The organism is Curvibacter sp. EU05-FHT14A10, from assembly GCF_058791075.1.
Genome location: NZ_JBYTDE010000027.1, coordinates 23,648 through 48,618, shown reverse-complemented (window position 1 = coordinate 48,618; position 24,971 = coordinate 23,648). Strand labels below are relative to the sequence as shown.

Below are 24,971 nucleotides of genomic sequence, written 5' to 3'. Positions count from 1 at the left end.
TTGCCGTGGTCAACGTGACCGATGGTGCCGACGTTCACGTGCGGCTTGGTACGTTCAAACTTGCCTTTTGCCATTTTTTCGACTCCGAAAAAAAATACCTAAATCAACACAACAAGGGTCAAAGCGCCCCCTGACAGGGGGCGCCGAAGAACGTGGTGCCCATGGCGGGAATCGGACCCGCGACCTCTCCCTTACCAAGGGAGTGCTCTACCACTGAGCCACATGGGCATCTGAAGGCCACCAGGCACTTCAAAAAAACTATTCAAGCAAACCGATGCTGGAGCGGGAGACGGGAATCGAACCCGCGTCATTAGCTTGGAAGGCTAGGGTTCTACCATTGAACTACTCCCGCCAAACAATGACAGGATCACTCCCGACACTACCGGCGCTTTTGATCGCCACTCACATCAATTCACTCGCTGGTGGAGGAGGCTGGATTCGAACCAGCGTAGGCGTAAGCCAACAGATTTACAGTCTGCCCCCTTTAGCCACTCGGGCACCCCTCCAGCGAATCTCGAACTATAACACAGTTTTTTAGGCCGTTTTACTTTCTTGTTCGAGCCGCATGTCCCTAAGAACCTGCGAGACCACGATTATGAGTTATTTTTTGATCCGTTTTGGGCTTTTTGGACAAATTTCTTCAATTGCCCTCAACTTTTTATGCTGCACTGCACAAATCATGTCAGGATGGCTGAATGTACACCTTTCCCACTCCCACGGAGTCGCCCAAACGTCTGAGTCTTGCCCTACAGGGCGGAGGGGCACATGGCGCCTTCACCTGGGGTGTCCTTGATGCCCTTCTTGAAGATGAGCACTTCGATTTCGATGGCATCAGCGGCGCGAGCGCCGGTGCCATCAATGCGGTGGCGCTGGCCCAGGGCTACCTGGGTCACGCCCCCGGCAACGGAGAGCGCGCGGCGATCAGAACCTCTGCCCGAAAGACATTGCGGCTGATTTGGGAAGGCGTGGTATCGCTGGGCAGCGTCGGAGCCCTGACACAGAGCGTGATGCACATGATGCTCAACACGGGCATGGGTGGACACATGCTGCAAAGTGCCATGGCCCCCTGGATGTCGCCGTCGCAGATGAATCCGATGGATATCAATCCGTTGCGCAAGCTGCTGGCGGCCCACATCGACTTCGAAGGGATGGCACGGCTGCATTCTCCGCGCGTGTTTGTCTCGGCCACCCACGTGCGCACGGGGCTGGCCAAGGTCTTTTCTGGCCGGCAACTCGATTTGCAAGCCGTCATGGCATCAACTTGCCTGCCCATGGTGTTTAGGACGGTCGAGATCGATGGTGAGCCGTTCTGGGATGGTGGCTACTCCAGCAATCCACCCCTGGTTCCGCTGATCAAGCAATGCGATGCCCAAGACATTCTGGTCGTGCAGATCAATCCACTGCAGCGCCACGAAACGCCGCACTCACAACAGGACATCCTGGACCGGGTGAACGAGCTGACCTTCAACGCCAGCCTGCTCGACCAGATGCGAAACGTTGAATTCATCAACCACCTGATCGAACGTGGACGGATGCAGGAAGGTGAAGACTACCGCCGCATTCGCCTGCATCGCATCGATGGTGGTCAATCCCTGGAAGAACTCCCCGCCTCCAGCAAGGTGGCCGCTGACGGCAACATGATCGAGCACCTCTTCGAGATGGGGCGAGACGCGGCAAGGCACTGGCTGAAGCGCCACACCGAGGATGTGGGCGTGCGCACAACGCTGCGTCTGCCCAAATCCTGAGCAGCAGGCCGCCGAGTATCAGCCCATGCTTGTTTGCTGATCGCGCCAGGCCCGGGCCTGTGAGAAATGCCCGCAACCGATGAAAGGTGCAGGCGGACGCAGCGCAGACAAGGGCGACGGGTGATTGGACAGAAGAACCAGATGGCGCGACGCATCGATCATGGGGCGCTTGCTTTGCGCATGGGCGCCCCACAGCATGAAGACCACGGGGCGGGGACCCTGGGCCACATGCCGAATCACCGCATCGGTCAACAGTTCCCAGCCACGACCGGCATGGCTGGCGGGCTGCCCTTCCTCCACCGTGAGGCAGGTGTTGAGCAACAACACCCCTTGCTGCGCCCAACGAACCAGACTGCCACCCGGCGTGGGAAACGCCGGGAAAGGGGTCCCAAGATCACGCTGCAATTCCTTGAAGATATTGCGCAGCGACGGCGGCAATGGCACACCAGGCGCCACCGAGAAGGCCAAGCCCTCCGCCTGGCCACGTCCATGGTAGGGATCCTGCCCCAAGATGACGACACGCACCGCCTCGGGCGGTGTCAGCAGGAGTGCCCGCAATGGCTGAGGAGGAAACACCGTGGCACCCGCGTGCAGCCGCTGCTGAAGAAAGTCCAGCAATTGCACGCCTGATGGCGCCGCAAAAAACTCATCCACCAGCGCCTGCCACCCGCCTGCCACGGGCCAATCAGCCGGATCGGCCGAGCCCAGTTGGTCTGGCACGGGCAGTTGGGCTGCATCGATCGATTCCGACATTCCGTCCTCCGAATGCAAGTCAGGCAAACAAATGAGCCAGTGCCTCGCCGGGATCCTTGGCACGCATGAAGGCCTCACCGACCAGGAAGGCATGCACTTGCGCCTCGCGCATGCGCTGGACGTCCGCCGGCCCAAGGATGCCCGACTCAGTCACCAGCAATCGGTCTGCCGGCACGTCAGCCAACATGCCCAGCGTGGTGTCCAGACTGACCTCAAAAGTGCGAAGGTTGCGATTGTTGATGCCCACCAGCGGTGTTTTGAGGCGCAAGGCTCGCTCCAGTTCCGGGCGATCGTGCACTTCGACCAGCACCGCCATGTCCAGGCTACGAGCCACGGCCTCCAGATCGGCCATCTGGGCGTCGTCCAGACAGGCGGCAATCAGCAGGATGCAGTCGGCACCCATCACACGGGCCTCGTAGACCTGGTAGGGATCAATCATGAAATCCTTGCGCAGCACCGGCAGCGCACAGGAGGCTCGGGCCTGTTTGAGGTAGTCCACGCTGCCTTGGAAAAACTGCTTGTCCGTCAACACCGACAGACAGGCCGCGCCATGTTCGGCGTAGCTCTGCGCAATATCAGCCGGGATGAAGTCAGCCCGCAGCACGCCTTTGGACGGGCTGGCCTTCTTGATCTCGGCAATCACCGCAGCCTGACCGGCAGCCACCTTGGCGCGCATCGCGCCAATGAAGTCCCGCGTCAGCACACGGCTCTCGGCGTCGGTGCGCATCGCCGCCAAGGACACTTTCTTGAGGCCGGCCGCCACCTCCTCACGCTTGACGGCCACGATCTTGTTCAAAATATCACTCATGTTCTTGCGGGCTCTGAGAGCCGTTTTTCAAAATTTTCAGGAACACCCGGTGCAAGCCCCAACCGACACCTACAAAAAGTGCCGAAACACCGAATGCGATCCAAGTACCGGGGTCTTGCCACAGGCTCATGGCAGGGGCCTCAAAGTGCAGGCGTGAGGGCCTTGGCCATGGCCACCAGCTCGTTCAGCCGGGTGCGCGCAGCGCCCGATTCCAAGGCAGCACGGGCACGCTGCACCCCCTCGGTCATCGAAGGCACCACGTTGGCGGCATACAGTGCCACACCGGCGTTGAGCAACACGATATCGCGGGCCGCTCGCACCGCTGGATCCGGGCTGTTGTCCAGCACGGCCAAGAGCAATTCACGGGACTGCTCCGGCGTGTCGACTTTCAGGGCACGGTTACTGGCCATGGGCAAGCCGAAGTCTTCGGGATGGATCTCGTACTCACGCACCTCGCCGTCCTTGAGCTCGCCCACCAACGTGGCAGCCCCCAGGCTGACCTCGTCCATGCCATCGCGTCCGTAGACCACCACGGCATGTTCGGCCCCCAGGCGCTGCAAAGCGCGCACCTGGATGCCCACCAGATCAGGATGGAACACCCCCATCAGAATATTGGGCGCTTCAGCCGGGTTGGTCAGCGGCCCGAGGATGTTGAAGATGGTGCGCACCCCCAGTTCCTTGCGCACGGCCGCCACATTCTTCATGGCGGGATGATGGTTGGGGGCGAACATGAAGCCAATGCCGGTTTGCTGGATGCAGCGGGCAATCGCCTCGGGCGTGAGGTTGATATTGACGCCCAGCGCCTCCAGCACATCGGCACTGCCCGATTTGCTCGACACACTGCGCCCGCCGTGCTTGCTCACCTTGGCCCCAGCGGCGGCAGCCACAAACATCGAGCAGGTGCTGATGTTGAACGTGTGCGAGCCATCCCCCCCGGTCCCGACGATGTCCACCAAGTGCGTCTTGTCGGCCACATGCACCTTGGTTGAAAACTCCCGCATGACCTGTGCGGCCGCAGTGATCTCGCCAATGGTCTCTTTCTTGACACGCAGCCCGGTGATGAGGGCCGCCGTCATCACCGACGACAACTCGCCGCGCATGATGGCACGCATGAGGTCGAGCATTTCGTCGTGAAAAATCTCGCGGTGCTCAATGGTGCGCTGAAGCGCTTCCTGAGGGGTGATAGGCATGGAAATCTCCTGAGAGGTCATGACGTTTCGCGCTCAAGGCGCGGGACGATCCGAAAAAGCCAGCTTGAGGCCGAAGCCGATGAACATCGCCCCAGCCACGCGATCCAGCCAATGCAAGCCGCGCTGCACTGCGCCAAGGCGACGGGCCATCCAGGCGGCGGCCAGCGCCCAGCCCAAATTGACCGGAATGGCGTTGAGGTTGAACAACACCCCGAGCAACACAAACGCCAGCGCCTTGTTGTCGGTCCCCGGCGCGATGAATTGAGGCACAAAGGCGAGAAAGAAAATCGCCACCTTGGGGTTGAGCACATTGGTCCAGAAGCCCCCCACGAAGACCCGCTTCAGGCTCTGAGTGGCGGGCCCGGATGGCATCAACTCGGCGTCAGGCACCAGACTCGCATCCGAAGCACGGGCGAGCAACATGCGAAGCCCCATCCAAACCAGATAACCGGCCCCCAGCCACTTGAGCACCGTGAAAGCCGTGGCCGACGTGGCCAACAAGGCGCCGACGCCCACGGAAGCGGCCGCGATGTGAACGAAACAACCCGCGGTGATCCCCAAGCCGGCAACCACCCCGGCGCGCACGCCGGAGCGCAGGGCATGGGAGACGATGTACAACACATCGGGCCCTGGCGTGAGGTTCAGCAACCAGCCAGCCAGCACAAACAACAGCAGGTGATGGGCATCCGGCATGGTCACGGCTCCCGTTTCAACTTTGAACGCGATGGCGCACCGGCAGCCCTGCCGGAACCAGCCGATCGGGCCGCCGGGCCTGCACCGCGGACCTCATGAGCGCACCAGGAAGTTCTTGAGCATGGCGTGCCCATGCTCGGTCAGAATCGACTCAGGGTGGAACTGCACGCCCTCGATGTCCAGTGACTGGTGACGCACGCCCATGATCTCGCCGTCATCTGTCCAGGCGGTCACCTTGAGGTCTGCCGGGCAGGTGCTGCGCTCGATCGCCAGCGAGTGGTAGCGATTCACCGTGAACTGCTCGGGCAAGCCCGCAAAAACACCTTCTTGCGTGGTGGTGATCACACTGGTCTTGCCATGCATGAGCTGCTGTGCCCGGATGATCCGGCCGCCAAAGGCAGCCCCGATGGCCTGATGCCCCAGACACACCCCGAGAATCGGCAGCTTGCCAGCGAAATGCTGGATGGCCGCCACCGAGATACCGGCCTCCGCGGGCGAGCAAGGGCCCGGGGAAATCACCAGGCGATCGGGTGCACGGGCAGCAATGCCCTCAAGGGTGATTTCGTCGTTGCGGAACACCTCGACCTCGGCACCCAATTCGCCAAAATACTGGACGATGTTGAAGGTGAACGAATCGTAGTTGTCCACCATGAGGAGCTTGATCTTGTTCGTCATGGCGTTCACTCCAGGCCTTCTTCAACGAGTTCGGCCGCTCGCAACAGTGCGCGGGCCTTGTGTTCTGTTTCTCTCCACTCCATCTCAGGCACCGAATCGGCCACCACGCCAGCGGCGGCCTGCACATACAGCGTCTGGTCCTTGATCAGGCCGGTGCGGATGGCGATGGCCACGTCCATGTCGCCCGCATAGCTGATGTAGCCGCAGGCGCCACCGTACAAGCCACGCTTGGTGGGCTCAAGTTGATCGATCAGCTCCATCGCGTGCACCTTGGGTGCCCCCGTGAGAGTGCCTGCCGGAAAGGTCGCCTTCAATACGTCGATGGCGCCCATGCCGTCGTTCAACGTGCCTTCGACGTTGCTCACGATGTGCATCACGTGGCTGTAACGCTCCACCACGAAGGCCTCCGTCACCTTGACCGAACCAATCTTGGCGATGCGGCCGATGTCGTTGCGGGCCAGGTCGATCAGCATCACGTGCTCCGCACGCTCCTTGGGATCGTTGATGAGTTCGACCTCGGCAGCCTTGTCCTTCTCGGGCGTGGCACCCCGTGGGCGCGTGCCGGCCAGGGGCCGGATGGTGATCTTCTGCTCTTCGCGGCCATCGATGTCAACGCGCTCCTGGCGCACCAGGATCTCAGGCGACGCCCCCACCACATGGAAATCCCCAAAGTGGTAGTAGTACATGTAAGGCGAGGGATTGAGCGAACGCAGCGCCCGGTACAAGGACAAGGGGCTTTCGGTGTAGCGCTTCTTGATGCGTTGCCCCACCTGCACCTGCATGAAATCACCGGCAGCAATCAGCTCCTTCGCCTTCTCCACGGCCACCAGGTAGTCGGCCTTGGCAAAGTCACGCTCGGCAGGGTAGCCCTGGGTGGCCTTCACCACCGGGGCGCTGACGGAGTACTTGAGTTGATCTTTCAGGTCGCGCAGGCGCTTTTTGGCATTGGCAAAGGCCTCGGGTGTGGCCGGGTCGGCATAGACAATGAGGTACAGCTTGCCCGACAGGTTGTCGATCACGGCCAACTCTTCGCATTGCAGCAACAGGATGTCGGGCGTGCCCAGGGTGTCGGGGGGGCAGGTCTTCTCAAGCTTTTTCTCGACGTAGCGCACTGCGTCGTAGCCAAAATACCCCGCCAAGCCACCGCAAAAGCGGGGCAATCCAGGACGCAGGGCCACCTTGAAGCGCTTCTGATACGCCGCGATGAAATCCAGCGGATTGCCCTGGTCAGTCTCGATGACCACCCCATCGCGAACCACTTCGGTCTTGGCTTCATCGCCAAAGCCGCTGGCACGCAACAGGGTGCGTGCGGGCAGGCCAATGAAGCTGTAGCGGCCAAAACGCTCCCCCCCTACCACTGACTCCAGCAAAAAGCTGTAGCGGCCACCATCACGGGCATGGGCCAGCTTCAGGTACAGGGACAAAGGGGTTTCCAGGTCAGCAAACGCCTCTGCAATCAGAGGGATGCGATTGAAGCCCTGCAAGGCAAGGCTCTTGAATTCAAGTTCGGTGATCACGGCAATGAGCCTCCAGCTCTGGCGGCACCGCAGTTCTAAGGAAAGGTGCCGCGTTCATTCATCATCTCAACGGGCCCCGACAAATGGGGCCCCCGGGCGCATGCCGGCGCTGCCCGGACATGCTTGGTCAGTGGTGCACGTGAAATGGCTTGCGCCAGGGCCAAGCTCCCCGGTCGCTGCAACCTGTGATGAACGTGCGGTGAATGAACATGTCGCCAGAGTGTAGCAAACCTGCCAGCCACTCTGGCGCGCCAGTCGCTCAGGCGACGCGCGGCCCCATCGAAAACCCTGTTGCGTCAAACCGACCCACCCGAGGAGACTGCAAACTCAACGATCAAGCCCATCGATCCGGGCCGATCTTCCGTCAACAACACCCATGAGCCTCCGATTCCGCACCATCGCCCTCAGCGCCTGCCTGACCTGGCCGCTGCTTGTGCAGGCCGCCCCCACCACGGTGCAGGGCGTCAGCTTCGACGACCCCATCGAATTGCAAGGGCGCAAGCTCAGCCTGAACGGCGCAGGGGCCCGCTACAAGGCGGTCTTCAAGGTGTATGCCATGGGCTTGTACCTGGAACGCAAGGCAAGCAGCCCCGAAGACGTGCTGGCCGCGCCTGGCGCCAAGCGCATCAGCATCACCATGCTGCGTGAAATCGATGCCAACGAATTGGGTAAGCTCTTCACCCGGGGCGTGGAGGACAACGCCCCCAAGGGCGAAATGTCCCATCTGATTCCTGGATTGATCCGCATGGGCGAGATCTTTGGCGAGCAGAAGAAGCTGGCTGCCGGCGACACCTTCACCGTCGATTGGCTGCCCGACAGCGGCGCCACCCTCACCGTGCGCGGCAAGGTCCAGGGCACGCCATTCAAGGAAGCCGCCTTTTTCAACGCCTTGTTGCGCATCTGGCTGGGCCCCAACCCAGCCGATTGGAAGCTCAAGGACGCGCTGTTGGGCAAGCCGTCCTGACCTCGACCGGCCTTCATCCATCCCATTGTTGGCCCCATTGCCTTTCCTTTTGCCCGTCCCTTCGCCCGTTACAGCTGTCAGACCATGAACTACAACAACCTCAGAATCGGCTCCCGCCTGGCCATCGCTTTTGCCACCATCTTGCTGATCACCTTGCTGGTGGCCGGCTTTGGCGTGCAGCGCATCTCGGTGCTGCAACAAGCGGGCGAGCATGTCGCCACGATCGAATTGGAGCAGCAGACCCTGGTCGACGACTGGGCCTCCGACATCCGCATCAATTGGGCCCGTACTGAAGCCCAGCTGCGCGCCGTGGACAGCACCTACATTGAACGCCTCAAAAAGGACATTGAAACCACCTCCAGCGGTACGGCCGGCAAGATCAAGCGGCTCGAAGAACTGCTAAAGGACGACGACGGCAAGGCCCAACTGGCCGAAATCCGCCAGGTGCGGGAGGCTTACCGCAACAAGCGGGTCGAACTGGCCAAGCTGCAGTCGATGGGCGAAGACATCAACGGCATGATCGATTCGCAGCTGCACCCGATGGCCGATGGTTACCTGGCCAAACTGGACAGCCTGCGCAAGCGCATGGCCAGTCAACTGGCTCAAGGGCAGGAGCGCAATGCCGCTCTGGCCCAAACCAGCCGCCTCCTGCTGATGGCGGCCGCGGCCCTGGCCGTGGTGCTGGGCGCCTTCATGGCCTGGACCGCCACACGCTCCATCACCCGCCCCGTGCAAGAGGCCGTGGCGGCGGCCACCGCGATTGCCCATGGCGACCTGTCCATCCAGATCCCCACGGGGGCCCAAGACGAAACCGGCCAATTGCTGCGGGCCCTCGCCGACATGCAAGGCCGGCTGGCCGCCCTGGTGGCGGATGTGCGCCGCAACGCAGAGGGTGTGGCCACGGCCAGTGCCGAAATCGCCCAAGGCAACCACGACCTGTCGGCACGCACAGAACACCAGGCCTCGGCCCTGGAGCAAACCGCGGCCTCCATGGAGGAACTGGGCTCCACCGTGCGCCAGAACGCCGACAACGCCCGAGCAGCCAATCAACTGGCGGTGAACGCCTCCACCGTCGCCACGCAGGGTGGCGAAGTGGTGGCCGAGGTGGTCGACACCATGAAAGGCATCAACGAGAGCTCGCGCAAAATTTCAGACATCATTGGCGTGATTGACGGCATTGCCTTCCAGACCAACATCCTGGCCTTGAATGCAGCGGTGGAGGCAGCACGTGCCGGTGAGCAGGGACGAGGCTTTGCCGTGGTGGCCAGCGAAGTGCGCAGCCTGGCCCAACGCAGCGCTGAAGCGGCCAAAGAGATCAAGGGCCTGATCGGCGCCAGTGTCGAGCGGGTGGAGCAAGGCAGCCATCTGGTAGACCGGGCGGGTACCACCATGACCGAAGTGGTCTCTGCCATCCGCCGGGTGACCGACATCGTGGGCGAAATCAGCGCCGCCAGCTCGGAGCAAAGCTCGGGCGTGGCCCAGGTGGGCGAGGCGGTGACGCAGATGGACCAGGCCACTCAGCAAAACGCGGCCCTGGTCGAGCAGTCGGCGGCAGCCGCCGCCAGTCTGCGCAACCAGGCCAGCTTGCTCGTGGATGCGGTGGCCGTGTTCAAACTCAACGCCAGCCAGAGCCGGTCCATCGAGGTCAATACCCCCAGAGCCACCCGGTCGGCCTTGCCACCCAGCACCCCCTACCTGGGCCAGGAGCGCCGCCAACAACCCGACTCGGACCGTCGCACCGGGGCCGGGACGGCCAGCCCGGCGGCGCCCGCTCCAAGCAGCGCCAAAGCCCCCAACAGCACCAAGGCGACGGCCAGCGAACCCGCCACAACGGCCAAGGCCGCAACCACCGCCAGCGACGAAGACTGGACCAGTTTCTGAGCCGAGGGCGGGCACCGCGCAGTGTGCGTCAGCCCAACAGAAGGCTTAACTGATCCAGCGAATCCACAAAACCATCGGCGTCCACCGCCCGGATGGGCTCGCCGTGGTTGTAGCCATAGGTCACCAGCACCACCGGGCAAGCCGCAGCGCGCGCAGCCTGAGCGTCGTTGCTGGAATCGCCCACCATCAAGGTGCGGCCAGGCTCGCTGCGCAGGGCGGCACAGGTTTTCTGCAGTGGCAGAGGGTGCGGCTTCTTGCGCTCAAAAGAGTCGCCACCAAACACTTCGCTGAAGTAGCCCTCCAGGCCCTTGGCCTGCAGCAAGGGCTGTGCAAAAGACAAAGGCTTGTTGGTCAGGCACGCCAGGCGCCAGCCCCGTGCCTGCAGATCCTCCAGGCCCGCCAGAACGCCGGGGTAGACGCTGGAGTAGCCGCCGTTGATGGCCAGGTAGTGCCGCTGGTAGCTGCTCCAGGCGGCGGGGTACAGCGCCTCGACCGCGCCGGGTTCCGTCGCCCCTCCACCCAGCACATGCGCCAACACAGTGCGCAGCAAGTGCTCTGACCCTTTGCCCACCATGTGCTCGATGCGTTGCGGCTCGATGGAGGGCAAGCGCAACTCATCCAGCATGCGGTTGAGGGCCTCGGCAAAGTCGCCCAGGGTGTTCACCAAGGTGCCATCCAGATCCAGGATGGCGGCTTCAAACGGCGTTGAAAGAAGAAAGGAGGAAGAAGACACGGCATCAAGGCGCCCACACAGGCGCAAGCAAAACAGCGATTGTGCGACAGGCCCGGCCCAGCAGCCCGCTCTCGCGCTCGTGTCATCTGCCCGTCAAAGCCATGTCACGCAGACCGACCACAGTCCAGCTCTTTACGCACTGGATACAAAACCCGGAGGGATGCGAGATGTCAAAACCTGTTGTTCATTCGATGCGCCGTGCCTGCACCGCAGGCCTGCTGAGCGCAACGGCCCTGGCGCTGGTCGCCTGCGGCGGCTCCAGCGGTGGCCCCGTGGTGGCGGCCAACACCAAGGCCAGCCTGGCCCTGCTGGAGACCACCGACCTGCACACCAACGTGATGAGCTACGACTACTTCAAGCTGGCCGAGGACACCTCGCTCGGCTATGAACGCGTGGCCACCCTGATCAACAAAGCGCGTGCCGAATTTGCCAACACCGTGCTGCTGGACAACGGAGACACCATCCAGGGCACGGCACTGTCCGACTACCAGGCCTTGATCAACCCGGTGGGCTGCAACCAGTCGTTGGCCATCTACAAGGTCATGAATCAGAGCCAATACGACGGCGGCGGCATCGGCAACCACGAGTTCAATTACGGCCTGCCCTATCTGAACCAGGTCACCGGCAGCGCCTTCCAGGTCGACGGCGTGACCAATGGCGCCACACGCTGTGCGGGTCCGAACTTCCCGCAGGTGCTGGCCAATGTGTACAGCGCCAAGACCAAGGCCCCTCTGTTCAGCCCGTACCAGATCATCACCAAGACGCTGAGGGCCACCGCCCCCGATGGCAGCACGGTGCAGGTCCCGGTCAACATCGGCATCATCGGATTCACCCCCCCCACCATCCTGTCCTGGGACAAGCGCTGGCTGGACGGCAAGGTGTACACCGAAGGGCTGGTGGAAACCGCCCAGAAATACGTGCCCGAGATGCGCAGCAAAGGCGCCGACCTGGTTGTGGCCATCTCGCACGGCGGCCTGGACAACAGCAGCTACGACCCGACCATGGAGAACGGCAACTGGCACCTGTCCAAGGTGCCAGGCATCGACGCCATGCTGATCGGCCACTCGCATCAGATCTTCCCGAACGCCACCAGCACCGTGGCCCAGTTCAACCTGCCCGGGGTGGACAAGGTCAAGGGCACCGTCAATGGCGTCCCCACCGTGATGGCCAACTTCTGGGGCAAGCACCTGGGCGTGATCAAACTGCAATTGGTGCACAACGGCAGCAAGTGGACCGTCGACACCACCGGCACCACCGTCGAAGCCCGCAGCACCCAGAACGCAGACAAGAGCTATGTGGCGGTCGACCCCGCCGTGGCCAGCGCGATTGCCAGCGAACACGCCGCAACCATTCAGTACGTCAAGACGCCGATCGGAAGCACTGACTTCAACATGGCGTCCTACTTCGCCGACGTGGGAGACCCAGGCGCCATCGAGGTGGTGAACCAGGCCCAGGCGTCGTACGTGGCGGCCTACATCGCGGCCAACCTGCCGCAGTACGCCTCGCTGCCGGTGTTGTCGGTCAGCGCGCCTTTCAAAAGCGGCTTTGCCGGCGGCAGTGATTTCACCGATGTGGCCAGCGGGAACGTGGCCATCAACAATGCGGCCGACCTGTACCTGTACCCCAACACCGTGTACGCCGTGCGGGTGCAAGGCAGCGACATCAAGGCCTGGCTCGAAACAGCAGCCACCCGCTTCAACCGCATCGACCCGACCCTGAGCACCGACCAGGCCTTGGTCAGCAGCTACCCTGGCTACAACTTCGACATGTTCACCTCGCCCGACATCCGTTACGAGATCGACGTGACCCAGGCCCAGGGCAGCCGCATCAAGAACCTCAGCTACAAAGGCAAGGCCATCGACCCGGCGGCTTATTTCATCGTGGCCACCAACAACTACCGCGCCAGCGGCGGCGGCAACTTTCCGGGCCTGGATGGCAGCAAGACGATCTACGCGTCGCCGGATGCCAACCGCGATGTGCTGATCAACTACATCAAGGCCACCAAGACCCTCACCCGAGCCAGCAATGGCCGTGACCGCAGCTGGCGTTTCACCCAAGTCAGCACGGCCGGCCGGGTCACCTTCAAGTCGGCCCCAGGCAAGCTGGCCCTGGCCACCGCTGCTGGTTTGAACGGCATCAACATGATCAACAACGATGACGGCAGCGGCAAGAACCTGGCTGACTACGCCATCGATCTGAGCCAATGAACGCCGCACTGACTCTGCCGGCCCCCTCCCCGGCGCCCACTTCGTCGCGGCGGGTCTGGCTGGTGGCCGGACTGCCTCTGCTGCTGGCCGCCTGGGGGGTCTGGGGCCTGCACCAACAGATCGATGCGCCCCCGTCAGAGGCCGAGTTGATCCAGTGGGGGGCCCAGGCCCAGGCACGCGACGAACAGGCCACCAGCGTTTTGCGTACATTGGCGCGCAATGGGTTGAAGCCCGCCATGCCCCTGTTGGGCCGGGTGCTCGTGCAACGCGGAGACGCCCGCCTGGTCGCCGAAGGGCGCGACTGGCTGCAGCGCGCCGCCGAGGCCGGAGACGCCACGGCCGCCTTGCAACTGGGCAAGCTGTGGTTCAAAGGTGCGGCCGGCCTGCCCGCCGACGCCGACCGCGCGCTGCCCTGGCTGCACCAGGCGGCCGATCAGGGGCAGGATGCGGCGGCCCACTACATTGCCTTGATCCTGAAAAACGGCAGCGCCCAAACCCCGGCGCACCCGCAGGCTGCGGCCCGGTGGATGCGTCGGGCCGCTGAGGCAGGCTGGGCCGATTCCCAGTTTCTGCTCGGGCAGATGCTGCTCCATGGTCAGGGTGTGAAAGCCGACCCGGACCAAGCCCGGGCATGGTTTGAGCGCGCTGCCGAGCAGGATCACCCGGAGGCCAATCTGCAACTGCTGCTGGCGCAAACCCATGCAGAACTGGGCTTGCATCGCCAAGCCGATGTCGAGGCCGAGCGTTGGCGTGAGGCCCAGCACGCGCTGAAGCACCGGCCGGAAGCGCCATGAACGGGGCCGCCTGCGGGTCAGATACCCAGGACGCAGGCCCCCCTGAGGCTCAGCCCGCCAGTTGAACCCGCATGGCGTCGATGACGGCGCGGTAATCAGGCTTGCCGAAAATGGCGCTGCCTGCCACGAAGGTGTCAGCCCCGGCGGCGGCCACCCGGGCAATGTTGTCGACCTTGATGCCGCCGTCCACTTCGAGGCGAATGTCCTTGCCGCTGGCCTCGATGCGGCGGCGCACGTCTTCGATCTTGCGCAATGCCGAGTCAATGAAGCTCTGGCCACCAAAGCCCGGGTTGACGCTCATGATGAGGATCAGATCCAGGTCTTCGATCACCCAGTCCAGCACGTCCAGCGTTTGCGCCGGGTTGAACACCAGCCCGGCCTTCACGCCTTGCGATTTGATGGCCTGGATGCTGCGATGCACATGCCCCGAGGCATCGGGGTGAAAGCTGATGTAGTCGGCACCGGCTTCGGCAAACGCGGCGGCCAGGGCGTCCACGGGTTGCACCATCAAGTGCACGTCGATGGGCACGGCCACGCCTTCGGGCGTGCGCGCATGGGGCTTGAGGGCCTGGCAGATCATGGGCCCGAAGGTCAGGTTGGGCACGTAATGGTTGTCCATCACGTCAAAGTGGATCCAGTCGGCGCCGTCGGCGATCACCTGACGGACCTCATCTCCCAGCCGTGCGAAGTCGGCCGACAGGATGGAGGGGGCGATGCGGTAGGGGGTAGGAGCGGAGGTCTTCATGGCGCCAATTGTCGCAGCAGCGCCGGCCCTGGCGCCAACGAGGGCAATGCTGGAAAAAATGCCAAAGACTGCACAAGCGCGTCACGAATGACAGAATGCGGGAACTTCACAGTCCGACAGCCTTCTTACTGTTTGTCCATCCACCATGCCCAGTTATCGAATTAACGTTCACGTCGAGCCTCAACACCTGCCGGACCAGTCCAATGCGGAGCAGTCCGTGCACGCCTTTGCCTACACCGTGACGGTCACCAACACCGGCGACGTGCCGGCCCAGTTGATCTCGCGCCACTGGCAGATTCATGACGCCACGGGCCACTGCGAAGAAGTCAAAGGCCTGGGGGTGGTGGGCAAGCAACCACTGCTCAAACCGGGTGAGGCCTTCCAGTACACCAGTGGCTGCCGCCTGCGCACCCCCAGCGGAACCATGAACGGCAGTTATTTTTTCGTGGCGGAGGACGGCGAACGCTTTGACGTACCGATCCCGCTGTTTCTGCTGGAGGCCCACTCCAGCGCCCACGCGCCGGCTCGCGTGTTGCACTGAGTTCATTCGGTGCCACGCCTCGGCTTCACCACGTTCACATGAATCAAACACCCCCCGACCTGCCCCAGATCCTCGACGCCCTCAACCCGCACGCATCGTTGGTGCAACGCCACCTGTGGCTGATGAGCCTGCTGCAATGGATACGGGGTCGGGCAGACGATGCGCCAGCCGCGGTGGCACGCCTTCGGCTGATGCTCGATGCGATCCAGCTGCGCCCCACGTGGCAGACCGAGTGGCAACTGTGGTGGGTCAACTTCCTGGGCGCGGTGGATGCCACCTCCTTGCTGGCCGATCATGGTTTTGCCCCGAGACCGGCCTTCATGAGCGAGCTGGGCAACCGCTTGCGCAAGAAGCTGCTGCCACAGACCCCCGAGACCACCGATCTGGGCGAACTGTTCGAGTTGCTGGCCCCCACCACCTTTGATGCCGAGTGGCTGCGCGCCATCGACCCCGAGACCCTGGTGCGCGTGCAGCGCCTGCTGTTTCCCGCCCCCCCGGCCGCCGATGACCCAAAGGGGGCGCCACTGGCCAATGGCACCTTGCTGCTGCTGGATGCCCTGACCTACAGCGTGGGCCAGGTCAGCGCCACGGGCTTTGCCTCCGAGATCCGCCAGCGCATGTCGGACCAGGCACAGAACGAGCGCCCCTTCCATGAGCTGCCCGCCCATTTCGAACGCCTGCGCCAAGCCGTGCTGCAGCAAGGGCCACGCAGCGAAGCGGCACTGCAGGCCGCCGATGTGCTGCGCCAGCAGTTGGAGGCCTGCCGGCGCGCGGCCCAGACCGTTTACACCCACCTGGAAGAGCATGGCATCTCAGTGGGCATCGTGTTCCGCCTGCGCCAGTTGCGCGAGCGCGTGCTGCGCATCCGCGATCTGCTGAGTTGCCTGCAAAGCCAAACCCCCTCGGCCGATCTGGCCCAGCTGCTGGCCCGCCTGGTGCAAGTGAACGAAGACGGTCGCAGCATCCGAGCCCTGATTGCCGCCAGTTCGCAGCTCACGGCGGCCAAGGTGGCCGAACGAAGCGCCGAAAGCGGTGAGCACTACATCACCCGCAACGCCACCGAATACCGGGAGATGCTGCGCGCCGCCGCCGGTGGCGGCTCGGTGCTGGCCCTCACCACCTGGGCCAAATTTGCCATCTACGGGCTGGGCCTGTCGGCCTTCTGGAGCGGTTTTGCGGCAGGCCTGAACTACGCCGCCTCGTTCGTGCTGGTGATGCTGATGCACTGGACCGTGGCCACCAAACAACCCGCCGTCACCGCACCGGCCATGGCCGCCAAGCTCAAGGACATGAGCGCACCCGATGCCATCGAGCGCTTCGTCGATGAAGTGGCCCACCTGCTGCGCTCACAGTTTGCCGCCATCGTGGGCAACCTGGGCCTGGTGGTTCCGGGTGTGCTGCTGATCTGTGTCGGTCTGCATGCCGCCGGCCTGGGCCCCATGGTGGACGCCGAACATGCCCACCACACCTTGCACGACCTGAGCCTGTTCGGGCCCACCGCCCTGTTCGCCGCCTTCACGGGGGTGCTGCTGTTTGCCTCCAGCATCATCGCGGGCTGGGTCGAAAACTGGTTCGTGCTGCACCGGCTGGACTCGGCCCTGACCTACAACCCCCGATTCACCCGCTGGCTGGGGCCGTTGCGCGCGCGTCGCTGGGGCCAGTGGTTGCGTCGCAACATCTCTGGTCTGGCCGCCAACATCTCGCTGGGCATGATGCTGGGCTTGATCCCAGCTTTCGCCGCTTTTTTCGGGCTGGGCCTGGAGGTGCGCCACGTCACCCTGTCCACCGGCCAAGTCAGCGCTGCAGCGGCCACCCTGGGGCTGGAGGCCCTGCGCCACGCCGAGTTCTGGTGGGCGATTGCGGGTCTGTGCGCCATCGGGCCCCTGAACCTGGCGGTCAGCTTCTACCTCGCCTTCCGGCTGGCACTGCGTGCCCACAACGTGGGCCAGGTGGAGCGCCAGCGCATCAACCAGGCCATACGCGCCCGTTTGCGCAGCGCGCCGGGCAGCTTTTTCTGGCCGGTGTAACCAAACGTCAAAGGCACAATAGCGTTGGCACAGAAACTGTCACGCTGTGCCCAGCCTCATGTCCGCTCAACCCCATACGCCCACCCGCTCCAACGCCTTGCGACTGCGTGCCGATCAGGTCGATACGCTGGTCACCCACGCGCTGAATGCACCCATGTCTGTGGTGGACAACACGCTGCGTGTCGTCTATGTGAACGCCAGCTTTGCGCGCTGGTTCCAGCGCACGCCCGCCGAAGCCACCGGCCTCATGCTGGCCGACCTGTACGGGGCCGAGGCGCTCGACCAGATTCAAGGTCACATTGACCGGGTGCTGAGCGGCGAAACCGTGCATTACCAGCGCCAGATATCCAACCCGGCGGGCGAGGCCGAATGGCACAACGTCAGCCTGAGTCCCTGGCTGGACGATGAGGGGCAGGTGCTGGGTTTCGTCAGCATCGCGTTGCGCGTGCACGAGCTCAAGATCACGGCCGACGCCCTGCGGGCCGCCAATCAACGCGTGGCGTCCCACATGGAAAACAGCCCCCTGGCCGTGCTGGAGATGGATGCCAGCCTGCGCCTGCTGCATTGCTCCAGCCGCGCCAGCCAGTGGTTTGCCTGGACCCCGGACGAGGTGCGCGGACGCCAACTCCCCAAGGTGCTACCCACCCGCTGGGACAACACCCCTTTGAGCGAGGCCCTGGGCCGGCTGCAAAGCGGCCAGGAACTGCAGAACCGCTCTGAATTGACGTTCCAGCGGGCCGACGGATCTGCCCTGCACACGGTGTGGTTCAACTCGGCCCTGCTCGACCCGCAGGGTCGCGTGGAGTCGGTGATGTCGCAGGTCGAGAACGTGACAGAGCGGGTGATGGCCGCCGAACAACTGTGGCCCGAAGCCCCCCAGGCCTCGATCGCCAGCCTGCTCGATCGCAGCGACCAGATGTCCAAGATCTGCTCATCGCTCAAGCTCACCCCGGCCGAAGCCCGGGTGGCCATGCTGCTCACCGAAGGCCACCCCCTCAAGCGCATTGCGCAGATGACGCATCTGTCCATCCACACCGTGCGCAGCCAGGTGAAGAGTGCCCTCAACAAGCAGGCCCTGCACCGCCAGGTCGATCTGGTGCGGCGCGTGATGTCGATCCGGTAATTTGAAAACGGGCGCAGGCAGCGCACCGTCAAGATGAGGACACGGGCCGCCGGGACCTGGCTTGCGCCAAGCCCCGGGGCCGAGCCTGTGGTTTCCGATGCCAGGAAAGACGCGCCTCTCGAGGCTCCCATCCCTTGCTCATCCCATTCCTGCGGGAAGCGCGTCTTCCTGACCCTGAAACTCTTCTTTCCTCCCTGGCAGCGACCTTGCGGTGTGACAGCTGACAGACGGCTGAACGATTGTTCAACCATGGACGGAATGCTAAAAAAAATCCACACAGTTGACCATCCCGCAAATAGGGTATGAAGCGCACCGGACACGCGTCCAGGGGTCTGGCCAGCCCTTATGCTTGCGGCTTCTTGAGGAATCCGCATGGGTGAATTTGATCTGATTGCCCGTTTTTTCACCCGCGCGCCCCGCGCGGGCGGCCCCGTACGGCTAGGCGTGGGCGATGACTGCGCACTGCTGCAGGCTTCGCCGGGCACGCACTTGGCCATCTCCAGCGACATGCTGGTCGAAGGCCGGCACTTTCTGTCCACAGTCGACCCCGCGCGCCTGGGCCACAAGGCGCTGGCCGTCAACCTGAGCGACCTGGCGGCCTGTGGCGCCACCCCGGTGGCCTTCACCCTGGCCCTGGCCCTGCCGCGCGCCGACGCCCGCTGGCTGGCGCCTTTTGCCCAGGGCCTGCTGGCCCTGGCCGATGCGCACGGCTGCGAGTTGATCGGTGGTGACACCACCCAGGGTCCGTTGAACATCTGCATCACGGTGATGGGTGAGGTGCCAGTGGTCGACGGTCGCAGCCAGGCCCTGCTGCGCAGCGGCGCACGCCCTGGCGACGATCTGTATGTCAGCGGCACGCTGGGCGACGCTCGATTGGCACTCGAGGTGTTCCGAGGCACGCAAAGCCTGCCCGGACCAGCGTTCGAGGCGGCCCGCGCCCGCATGGAAAGCCCCACCCCCCGGGTGGCTCTGGGCCAGTCCCTGCGCGGGATTGCCTCGGCCGCAGCCGACATCAGCGATGGGCTGGTCGGTGACCTGGGCCACATCCTGCGCCGCTCCGGCGTCGGCGCCAGCATGGACGCCGAGCGTGTGCTGAGCCTGCTGGCGGCCCGTTCAGGCCCGCAGCACCTCAATCTGGACGACGACACCGTTCTGGGGCTGGTGCTGGCGGGCGGCGATGACTACGAACTGGTCTTCACCGCCCCCGCCGCAGCCCGCGAAGCGGTGCAGGCGGCCAGCCGCCAAAGCCAGACGCCGGTGACCCGCATCGGGCGCATCGAGAAACAGCCCGGGCTGCGCCTGCTGGATGCCCGTGGCCAGTTGATGGAACGCCGCGACGAGAGCTTCGACCACTTCAAGTGAAGCGCCCTGCCCTGGACATCAGGCCACGCCTTGGGCCTGGGGCGCCGTGGCCTCGCAGCGCCCCCAGTGCTGAGGCGGCACCTCGCGCACGATCACGCCGCTGCCCACCGCCAGCGCCTCGCCGCGGCCCAGTTGGCGCTGCAGCGACCTCAATGCGTGAGCGATGAATTCGGCCTGCTGCCCTTCACTCGCCTGGCCGGCAGGCAGGCAGAGGTGCAACTGGGCGGCAGGCCGGTCCACCGGCTGCCCGGCGACATACCAACGCGCAGCGGGCAGGTCGTCGATCAGCACCACGACCGTCTCCCGCGTCGCACCCAGCCAACGCTCGGCCAGATCGGTCAAGGCCTGGGCCAACAAGGGGTAACGCTCGGGGTTTTGCAAGGGCGCGACCTGAAGGTGCAGGGAAGTCATGGCTTGTCTCTTTCGGCGCTGGCGCGCGGATGCGCGGATGCGGGTGAATTTGAGGTCTGACTTTAGAGAACCCGAGGTGCCAGCGAAACAGCAGCCCGGGCAAACCGGTTTTGCAAACCCTGCAACACGCACGGCGTCTGCCGGCACGGCACGGGCATGCCCAAGCCCCGGCTAACATCGGCGCTGTGAAAGACTTGGACTTTGATGACATGGCCCTGTTCGTGCGCGTGGCAACCCGCGGCACGCTGTCGGCCGTGGCGCGCGAACGCAACGTGCCGGTCAGCCAGGTCTCGCGCTCGCTCAGCCGCATCGAAAAGCAGTGCGGTGTGCGACTGGTGCAGCGCTCCACCCAAGGGCTGTCGCTCACCGCCGAGGGGCAGACCTTCCTGGGTTACTGTCAGCGCATCACCGGCACGCTCGAAGAACTGGAGGCCGAATTTGCCCACCAGACCCGCGAGGTCAGCGGCACCGTGCAGGTGGCGGTGAGCCCGGCGCTGGGCCATTTCATCATCGTGCCCAGCCTGGCCGGCCTGTATGAGCGCCACCCGAGGCTGCAGATCGAGCTGCATTCGGACGACCGCCTGATCGACATGGCGCTGGAGGGCGTGGACCTGACGCTACGCAGCGGCGCGCCACACACCGAATCGATGATGGCGCGCCAGATCGGCCACCACGGGCGGGCGCTGTACGCCAGCCCGGCCTACCTGGCCCGCTTTGGCGCCCCCAGCCACCCCGATGAACTCCTGAGCCATCGCCTGATCACCAACAGCGCGGCCCAGCACCTGAACCGCTGGCCCTTCATCCTCGATGGCATGGCGATCGAGCGACCGGTGCAGGGCCACTACCGAGCCAACTCCACCGGCATCATGATGACCATGGTGCTCAATGACCTGGGCATCTGCCGCTGCAACACCCTGATTGCGGCCCCGCTGGTGGCGCAGGGCAGGCTGCGGCCCGTGCTGGAAGACTGGGTGGATGTGCAGGATTTCCCCATCTATGCGCTGCTGATGCCCCAGCGCCACCACCTGCCCAAGATCCAGGCCTGCCTGGACTACTGGAGCCAGTGGTTCCAGGCCCTGCTGCCGCCCAAGCCCTGAGAATGGCACCAACGTCACTGGCCCCCATGCCCCTTCGCTGCATTGCCCCATGAACCCATCTCACCCCAACGAACCGACCTGGCCAGAGCCCGGCCCCTCCCCCACCACCCGCCCCGCAGTGCGCCCCACGGCGCGCTTCATGTGGTCGCACCCGGCCCACATCATCGCGCTGGGCCTGGGCTCTGGCCTGAGCCCGGTGGCCCCCGGCACGGTGGGCACGCTGTGGGCCTGGGCGGCCTACCTGCTGCTGCAGCTCTGGCTCACGCCGGGGCAGATCGGCGCCCTGATCGCCGTGTCCATCGCCGTGGGCTGGTGGGCCTGCACCGTCACGGCGCGCCACCTCAACACCCTGGACCCGGGCAACATCGTGTGGGACGAGGTGGTGGCCTTCTGGCTGATCCTTTGGTTGGTCATGCCGGCGAGCCTGGGTGGGCAGTTGGTGGCCTTTGCCCTGTTTCGCTTCTTTGATGCGGCCAAGCCCGGCCCTGTCGGCTGGGCAGACAACTTGTGGCACGGCTTTGGCCCCAAAGGGGGCTTTGGCATCCTGTTTGATGACCTGGTGGCAGCGTTCTGCACCTTGCTGGTCATCGCCCTCTGGAGGTTTTTCGCATGACACAGCCGATCACTTTCGACCACAGGGTTGCGACCACCGCACTGGCCCAAGCCTTGCGCCAGCAAGGCCTGAAGCTGGCCACCGCAGAAAGCTGTACCGGTGGCCTGATCGCGGCGGCCTGCACCGAGCTGGCGGGATCCAGCGACTGGTTCGAGCGTGGGCTGGTGAGCTACTCGAACGAGGCCAAGACCGAGCTGCTGGGCGTCCCGGCCGAGCTGATCGCCCAGCACGGGGCCGTCAGCGAGCCCGTGGCCCGAGCCATGGCCGAAGGGGCCCTGCGTCATGCCCAGACCCAGGCCCGAGCCCAGGTGTCGGTGGCCGTGACCGGCGTGGCAGGCCCCAGTGGCGGCAGCGCGGCCAAGCCGGTGGGCACGGTGTGGTTCGGCTTTTCAGTGGGCGGCCAGACCCACAGCGAAGTACAGCGCTTTGACGGCGATCGAGCGGCGGTGCGCCTGTCGACCGTCGCCCACGCCCTGCAACGACTGCTGGACCTGCTGGGCAGCAACAAGGGCTGAGGCGCCGGCAGCCCTCCGGCCTCAGGCCGCCAGGACTTCGGGCCCCGAGGCCAGGGGCAGGCGCATCGCCTGCAGCGATTGGCGCACGGCCAGCTCAAAGGGCGTGCGGGGCTCCGCCCCCAGCCTTTGCACCAGGCGGGTGTTGTCCAGTCGGTGCGGGGTGCTGAACAGGTAGCCGGTCTGGGCGATCGTGGCCAGGGTGGGCGAGACCAGGCCGAACAGGCGGAAGAACCACACCGGCACGCGGCGCACTGTCAGCGCCTGCCCAGGCTGCAGCCAGCCCTGCTCCAGCGCCACCTGGCCAAGCACCGCCAGCCACTGGCGAGCCGTGACCTGGTGCCCGGCAAAGTGAAAGGTCTCGAAGGCCGCCAGATCGCTTCGTTCGGCCAACATCACCAGTGTCCGCGCCAGATCGGGCAGGTAGGCCCAAGGCGTGCTCACATCGAGGTCACCCATCCAGGACGCCTTGCCCCGCGGCAGTTGCGGGGCCACCATTTTGTCCAGAAAGGTGCCTTCGCTGGCACCGAAGAAATTGCCGGCCCGCAGCACCACGGCCCGCATGGCGCCACCTGAGTCCTCGACCGCCTGGGCCATCTGCTGCTCCAGGGCCACGCGGATTCGCCCCAGTTCATGCCGGGCATGCTGCGGCGTGCTCTCTTGCAGCACCCCAGGCATGTCTTCGCCATAGTTGTAGACATTGCCAGGCAGCATGAGCGTGGCGCCCAAGGCCGTCGCCAACGCCAGCGCCGCAGCCATCAGGCCCGGCGCCTGCTCGCGCCAGGCGGCCACGGTGTAGGCCGGGTTCAGGGCATGGACCACCACCCGGGCACCACGGGCTGCAGCGACCAGGCCTGCGGTGTCTTGCAGATCGTGGGCCAGCCATTCAACCCCCGGCACGGCAGGCGCCGTGGCGCCGGGCCGGATCTGAGCGCGGACACGCCAACCGGCCTGGGCAAAGGCGCGGGCCGCGGCCAGACCCAGACGCCCACGGGCGCCCAGGATGAGAACGGTGGATGTGCAGGTCATGTGAGTGCTCCAGAATCGATGAGGGAATGGAGCGATTGTTGAAAACCATGGAAGATCACACAATTGCCTATCGTTTCATAACAGCAATTCAATTTTGAATACCTCATTCGACTGGAGCCTGGTGCGATCCTTTCTCGCGGCCCTGGAGCACGGCAGTCTGCTGGGTGCCGCACGGGCCTTGCAGGCCAGCCAGCCGACACTGGGGCGGCACATTGCCGAGCTGGAGGCGCAGTTGGGGGTGCTGTTGTTCGAGCGCACCGGGCGCGGCCTGCGCCCGACCGAAGCGGCCTTGGAGCTGGCAGAGTCCGCGAGGTTGATGGAGACCGGGGCCCACCAACTGGCACGGGCCGCCTCACGCACTGACGAGTTGATCTCGGGGACCGTTCGGATCACTGCCAGCCAGCCGGTGGCCTGCTACCTGTTGCCGCCGGTGTTGGCCCGCCTGCGCTTGCAACACCCCGGGATCCAGGTGGAACTGGTGTCCAGCAACGAGGTGTCCAACCTGTTGCGGCGCGAAGCCGACATCGCACTGCGCATGGTGCGCCCCGACCAGGGCAGCCTGGTGGCCCAGTTGATTGGCGAGGTACCGCTGTGTGCCTGCGCCAGCAACAGCTACCTGCAACGGCGTGGCACGCCGGTCGACCCCATCGACTTGCTCGGCCACGAATTGATCGGCAGCGACCGGCACGACCTGCTGCTCAAGGGCTTTGCGGCCATGGGCCACCCGGTGACGCCCGCCCATTTTGCGTTCCGCACCGACGACCTGATTGCCACCTGGGAGGCCGTGCGCGCGGGGCTGGGCATCGGCTTCACGGCGCAGTACCTGCTGCGCCAGGATGAGCGGGTTCGGCGGGTGCTACCGCAATTACCGATTCCGGCACTGCCCATGTGGCTGGCCGTTCACCAAGAGATCCGTACCAGCCGCCGCATCCGGACGGTGTACGATTTCCTGGCCGCCGAAATGCCTGGGCAGCTCTGAAGCCGCCTGCGCCGGGGACCACCCACAGGAAAACGCACCATGACCCACCGCAACGCCGAGACGCTGCAGCGCTTCTACACGGCTTTCAGCCAGCTTGATCACGCCACCATGGCGCAGTGCTACGCACCCGATGCGCGCTTTGACGACGAGGCGTTTTCCTTGCAGGGCCAGGCCCAGATTGCAGGCATGTGGCGCATGCTGTGCAGCGCCGCCCAAAAAAGCCCACCCGGGGCATGGCGAGTCGAATTCAGCAACATCCAGGCGGATGACCGAGGCGGCCAGGCCCATTGGGAGGCGCACTACGTGTTCAGCGCCACCGGCCGCTCGGTGCACAACATCATCGACGCGCGCTTCACCTTCACGCCGGAGGGCTTGATCGCCGGCCACCGCGATCGCTTCGGGTTCTGGCGCTGGGCGCGCCAGGCCCTGGGACTGCCCGGCCTGCTGCTGGGATGGTCGCCCTCGTTGAAACGCAAGGTGCGCAGCACGGCCGCAGCCAACCTGAAGAAGTTCCTGGGCTGAAACTGGGCCGGGTGCGGCAAGCCAGCACTCTGAAGCGGCCCCGACAGCGG

At 64.5% G+C, this 24,971-nt stretch carries 25 protein-coding genes, 3 tRNA genes and 1 pseudogene; 14 read left to right on the top strand and 15 right to left on the bottom strand.

Annotated elements, in window-relative coordinates:
* The 4 genes and pseudogenes from AC3WUT_RS28510 to AC3WUT_RS28495 all read right to left on the bottom strand — a co-directional run.
* Nucleotides 1-74, bottom strand: a pseudogene (locus AC3WUT_RS28510) (GTP-binding protein); the annotation flags it as partial.
* A 79-nt stretch (nt 75-153) separates the two neighbouring features.
* Nucleotides 154-228, bottom strand: a tRNA-Thr gene (locus AC3WUT_RS28505).
* Between the two features lie 50 nt (nt 229-278).
* Nucleotides 279-352 (bottom strand) — tRNA-Gly (locus AC3WUT_RS28500).
* A gap of 68 nt (nt 353-420) precedes the next feature.
* Nucleotides 421-506, bottom strand: a tRNA-Tyr gene (locus tag AC3WUT_RS28495).
* Between the two features lie 189 nt (nt 507-695).
* Here AC3WUT_RS28495 and AC3WUT_RS28490 point away from each other — a divergent pair.
* Nucleotides 696-1,745: a patatin-like phospholipase family protein gene (locus AC3WUT_RS28490; RefSeq protein ID WP_492350440.1), complete on the top strand. Its 1,050-nt coding sequence runs from the start codon at nt 696-698 to the stop codon at nt 1,743-1,745.
* Between the two features lie 18 nt (nt 1,746-1,763).
* Here the strand turns inward: AC3WUT_RS28490 and AC3WUT_RS28485 are convergent, their stop codons facing one another.
* From AC3WUT_RS28485 to trpE, 7 genes are all read right to left on the bottom strand, one after another.
* Nucleotides 1,764-2,498, bottom strand: a complete 735-nt coding sequence (locus AC3WUT_RS28485; protein WP_492350439.1) for a uracil-DNA glycosylase — start codon at nt 2,496-2,498, stop codon at nt 1,764-1,766.
* 19 nt (nt 2,499-2,517) lie between these two features.
* Nucleotides 2,518-3,306 carry an indole-3-glycerol phosphate synthase TrpC gene (trpC, locus tag AC3WUT_RS28480; protein ID WP_492350438.1) on the bottom strand — a complete coding sequence of 263 codons (789 nt, stop codon included), beginning with the start codon at nt 3,304-3,306 and terminating at the stop codon, nt 2,518-2,520.
* Nucleotides 3,299-3,436: a hypothetical protein gene (locus AC3WUT_RS28475; RefSeq protein WP_492350437.1), complete on the bottom strand. Its 138-nt coding sequence runs from the start codon at nt 3,434-3,436 to the stop codon at nt 3,299-3,301. Before AC3WUT_RS28475 ends, trpC begins: the two co-directional genes overlap by 8 nt.
* A 10-nt stretch (nt 3,437-3,446) precedes the next feature.
* Complete coding sequence (gene trpD / locus AC3WUT_RS28470; RefSeq protein WP_492350436.1) at nt 3,447-4,496, bottom strand: anthranilate phosphoribosyltransferase; 1,050 nt, start codon at nt 4,494-4,496, stop codon at nt 3,447-3,449.
* Nucleotides 4,497-4,529: 33 nt separating this feature from the next.
* The gene (locus AC3WUT_RS28465; protein ID WP_492350435.1) at nt 4,530-5,189 is read right to left on the bottom strand and encodes a LysE family translocator; all 660 of its coding nucleotides are present in this window, start codon (nt 5,187-5,189) and stop codon (nt 4,530-4,532) included.
* Between the two features lie 93 nt (nt 5,190-5,282).
* Nucleotides 5,283-5,864 (bottom strand): anthranilate synthase component II, encoded by a 582-nt coding sequence (locus tag AC3WUT_RS28460; RefSeq protein ID WP_492350434.1) that lies wholly within the window; start codon nt 5,862-5,864, stop codon nt 5,283-5,285.
* A gap of 5 nt (nt 5,865-5,869) precedes the next feature.
* Complete coding sequence (trpE, locus tag AC3WUT_RS28455; protein ID WP_492350433.1) at nt 5,870-7,381, bottom strand: anthranilate synthase component I; 1,512 nt, start codon at nt 7,379-7,381, stop codon at nt 5,870-5,872.
* A 376-nt stretch (nt 7,382-7,757) separates the two neighbouring features.
* Between trpE and AC3WUT_RS28450 the strand changes: the two genes are divergently transcribed.
* A complete protein-coding gene (locus AC3WUT_RS28450; RefSeq protein ID WP_492350432.1) occupies nt 7,758-8,345 on the top strand; it encodes a chalcone isomerase family protein in 588 nt (195 codons plus the stop codon).
* Nucleotides 8,346-8,429: 84 nt separating this feature from the next.
* Nucleotides 8,430-10,226 carry a methyl-accepting chemotaxis protein gene (locus AC3WUT_RS28445; RefSeq protein ID WP_492350431.1) on the top strand — a complete coding sequence of 599 codons (1,797 nt, stop codon included), beginning with the start codon at nt 8,430-8,432 and terminating at the stop codon, nt 10,224-10,226.
* A 28-nt stretch (nt 10,227-10,254) separates the two neighbouring features.
* On the opposite strand, the gene gph is transcribed toward AC3WUT_RS28445, so the two are convergent.
* On the bottom strand, nt 10,255-10,959 hold the full coding sequence (gene gph / locus AC3WUT_RS28440; protein ID WP_492350430.1) for a phosphoglycolate phosphatase: 705 nt from the start codon (nt 10,957-10,959) through the stop codon (nt 10,255-10,257).
* Between the two features lie 191 nt (nt 10,960-11,150).
* On the opposite strand from gph, the gene AC3WUT_RS28435 reads away from it, so the two are divergent.
* Nucleotides 11,151-13,166, top strand: a complete 2,016-nt coding sequence (locus tag AC3WUT_RS28435) for a bifunctional 2',3'-cyclic-nucleotide 2'-phosphodiesterase/3'-nucleotidase (RefSeq protein ID WP_492350442.1) — start codon at nt 11,151-11,153, stop codon at nt 13,164-13,166.
* Nucleotides 13,163-13,960, top strand: coding sequence for a tetratricopeptide repeat protein (locus AC3WUT_RS28430; RefSeq protein ID WP_492350429.1), 798 nt, complete (start codon nt 13,163-13,165; stop codon nt 13,958-13,960). Before AC3WUT_RS28435 ends, AC3WUT_RS28430 begins: the two co-directional genes overlap by 4 nt.
* Before the next feature lie 49 nt (nt 13,961-14,009).
* Here AC3WUT_RS28430 and rpe read toward each other — a convergent pair whose 3' ends face one another.
* Entirely contained in the window at nt 14,010-14,705 is a 696-nt protein-coding gene (gene rpe / locus AC3WUT_RS28425) for a ribulose-phosphate 3-epimerase (protein ID WP_492350428.1), read from the bottom strand.
* Nucleotides 14,706-14,850: 145 nt separating this feature from the next.
* Between rpe and apaG the strand changes: the two genes are divergently transcribed.
* The 4 genes from apaG to thiL all read left to right on the top strand — a co-directional run bounded on the left by apaG (nt 14,851) and on the right by thiL (nt 19,758).
* Complete coding sequence (apaG, locus tag AC3WUT_RS28420; protein ID WP_492350427.1) at nt 14,851-15,246, top strand: Co2+/Mg2+ efflux protein ApaG; 396 nt, start codon at nt 14,851-14,853, stop codon at nt 15,244-15,246.
* A 38-nt stretch (nt 15,247-15,284) separates the two neighbouring features.
* The gene (locus AC3WUT_RS28415) at nt 15,285-17,273 is read left to right on the top strand and encodes a site-specific recombinase (RefSeq protein WP_492350426.1); all 1,989 of its coding nucleotides are present in this window, start codon (nt 15,285-15,287) and stop codon (nt 17,271-17,273) included.
* A gap of 58 nt (nt 17,274-17,331) precedes the next feature.
* Nucleotides 17,332-18,396, top strand: coding sequence for a PAS domain-containing protein (locus AC3WUT_RS28410; protein WP_492350425.1), 1,065 nt, complete (start codon nt 17,332-17,334; stop codon nt 18,394-18,396).
* 372 nt (nt 18,397-18,768) lie between these two features.
* Nucleotides 18,769-19,758: a thiamine-phosphate kinase gene (thiL, locus tag AC3WUT_RS28405; protein WP_492350424.1), complete on the top strand. Its 990-nt coding sequence runs from the start codon at nt 18,769-18,771 to the stop codon at nt 19,756-19,758.
* A gap of 18 nt (nt 19,759-19,776) precedes the next feature.
* Here thiL and AC3WUT_RS28400 read toward each other — a convergent pair whose 3' ends face one another.
* Nucleotides 19,777-20,169: a tautomerase family protein gene (locus tag AC3WUT_RS28400; RefSeq protein ID WP_492350423.1), complete on the bottom strand. Its 393-nt coding sequence runs from the start codon at nt 20,167-20,169 to the stop codon at nt 19,777-19,779.
* Between the two features lie 209 nt (nt 20,170-20,378).
* On the opposite strand from AC3WUT_RS28400, the gene AC3WUT_RS28395 reads away from it, so the two are divergent.
* The 3 genes from AC3WUT_RS28395 (at nt 20,379) to AC3WUT_RS28385 (ending at nt 22,394) form a co-directional block, all read left to right on the top strand.
* On the top strand, nt 20,379-21,266 hold the full coding sequence (locus AC3WUT_RS28395) for a LysR family transcriptional regulator (RefSeq protein WP_492350422.1): 888 nt from the start codon (nt 20,379-20,381) through the stop codon (nt 21,264-21,266).
* A 139-nt stretch (nt 21,267-21,405) separates the two neighbouring features.
* A complete protein-coding gene (locus tag AC3WUT_RS28390; RefSeq protein ID WP_492350441.1) occupies nt 21,406-21,879 on the top strand; it encodes a phosphatidylglycerophosphatase A family protein in 474 nt (157 codons plus the stop codon).
* Nucleotides 21,876-22,394, top strand: a complete 519-nt coding sequence (locus tag AC3WUT_RS28385) for a CinA family protein (protein ID WP_492350421.1) — start codon at nt 21,876-21,878, stop codon at nt 22,392-22,394. The genes AC3WUT_RS28390 and AC3WUT_RS28385 overlap by 4 nt, the downstream gene beginning before the upstream one ends.
* Before the next feature lie 21 nt (nt 22,395-22,415).
* Here the strand turns inward: AC3WUT_RS28385 and AC3WUT_RS28380 are convergent, their stop codons facing one another.
* Nucleotides 22,416-23,420, bottom strand: a complete 1,005-nt coding sequence (locus tag AC3WUT_RS28380) for an NAD-dependent epimerase/dehydratase family protein (RefSeq protein ID WP_492350420.1) — start codon at nt 23,418-23,420, stop codon at nt 22,416-22,418.
* Nucleotides 23,421-23,514: 94 nt separating this feature from the next.
* Between AC3WUT_RS28380 and AC3WUT_RS28375 the strand changes: the two genes are divergently transcribed.
* Both AC3WUT_RS28375 and AC3WUT_RS28370 read left to right on the top strand, forming a co-directional pair.
* Entirely contained in the window at nt 23,515-24,399 is an 885-nt protein-coding gene (locus AC3WUT_RS28375) for a LysR family transcriptional regulator (RefSeq protein ID WP_492350419.1), read from the top strand.
* Between the two features lie 39 nt (nt 24,400-24,438).
* Nucleotides 24,439-24,921 carry a nuclear transport factor 2 family protein gene (locus AC3WUT_RS28370; protein ID WP_492350418.1) on the top strand — a complete coding sequence of 161 codons (483 nt, stop codon included), beginning with the start codon at nt 24,439-24,441 and terminating at the stop codon, nt 24,919-24,921.
* Nucleotides 24,922-24,971 lie beyond the last annotated feature (50 nt).

Bases quoted from the DNA above. Each gene is read 5' to 3' on its own strand.
- AC3WUT_RS28490 (WP_492350440.1), top strand. From the start codon at position 696: ATGTACACCTTTCCCACTCCCACGGAGTCGCCCAAACGTCTGAGTCTT.
- AC3WUT_RS28485 (WP_492350439.1), bottom strand. From the start codon at position 2,498: ATGTCGGAATCGATCGATGCAGCCCAACTGCCCGTGCCAGACCAACTG.
- trpC (WP_492350438.1), bottom strand. From the start codon at position 3,306: ATGAGTGATATTTTGAACAAGATCGTGGCCGTCAAGCGTGAGGAGGTG.
- AC3WUT_RS28475 (WP_492350437.1), bottom strand. From the start codon at position 3,436: ATGAGCCTGTGGCAAGACCCCGGTACTTGGATCGCATTCGGTGTTTCG.
- trpD (WP_492350436.1), bottom strand. From the start codon at position 4,496: ATGCCTATCACCCCTCAGGAAGCGCTTCAGCGCACCATTGAGCACCGC.
- AC3WUT_RS28465 (WP_492350435.1), bottom strand. From the start codon at position 5,189: ATGCCGGATGCCCATCACCTGCTGTTGTTTGTGCTGGCTGGCTGGTTG.
- AC3WUT_RS28460 (WP_492350434.1), bottom strand. From the start codon at position 5,864: ATGACGAACAAGATCAAGCTCCTCATGGTGGACAACTACGATTCGTTC.
- AC3WUT_RS28450 (WP_492350432.1), top strand. From the start codon at position 7,758: ATGAGCCTCCGATTCCGCACCATCGCCCTCAGCGCCTGCCTGACCTGG.
- AC3WUT_RS28445 (WP_492350431.1), top strand. From the start codon at position 8,430: ATGAACTACAACAACCTCAGAATCGGCTCCCGCCTGGCCATCGCTTTT.
- AC3WUT_RS28435 (WP_492350442.1), top strand. From the start codon at position 11,151: ATGCGCCGTGCCTGCACCGCAGGCCTGCTGAGCGCAACGGCCCTGGCG.
- AC3WUT_RS28430 (WP_492350429.1), top strand. From the start codon at position 13,163: ATGAACGCCGCACTGACTCTGCCGGCCCCCTCCCCGGCGCCCACTTCG.
- rpe (WP_492350428.1), bottom strand. From the start codon at position 14,705: ATGAAGACCTCCGCTCCTACCCCCTACCGCATCGCCCCCTCCATCCTG.
- apaG (WP_492350427.1), top strand. From the start codon at position 14,851: ATGCCCAGTTATCGAATTAACGTTCACGTCGAGCCTCAACACCTGCCG.
- AC3WUT_RS28415 (WP_492350426.1), top strand. From the start codon at position 15,285: ATGAATCAAACACCCCCCGACCTGCCCCAGATCCTCGACGCCCTCAAC.
- AC3WUT_RS28410 (WP_492350425.1), top strand. From the start codon at position 17,332: ATGTCCGCTCAACCCCATACGCCCACCCGCTCCAACGCCTTGCGACTG.
- thiL (WP_492350424.1), top strand. From the start codon at position 18,769: ATGGGTGAATTTGATCTGATTGCCCGTTTTTTCACCCGCGCGCCCCGC.
- AC3WUT_RS28400 (WP_492350423.1), bottom strand. From the start codon at position 20,169: ATGACTTCCCTGCACCTTCAGGTCGCGCCCTTGCAAAACCCCGAGCGT.
- AC3WUT_RS28395 (WP_492350422.1), top strand. From the start codon at position 20,379: ATGGCCCTGTTCGTGCGCGTGGCAACCCGCGGCACGCTGTCGGCCGTG.
- AC3WUT_RS28390 (WP_492350441.1), top strand. From the start codon at position 21,406: ATGTGGTCGCACCCGGCCCACATCATCGCGCTGGGCCTGGGCTCTGGC.
- AC3WUT_RS28385 (WP_492350421.1), top strand. From the start codon at position 21,876: ATGACACAGCCGATCACTTTCGACCACAGGGTTGCGACCACCGCACTG.
- AC3WUT_RS28380 (WP_492350420.1), bottom strand. From the start codon at position 23,420: ATGACCTGCACATCCACCGTTCTCATCCTGGGCGCCCGTGGGCGTCTG.
- AC3WUT_RS28370 (WP_492350418.1), top strand. From the start codon at position 24,439: ATGACCCACCGCAACGCCGAGACGCTGCAGCGCTTCTACACGGCTTTC.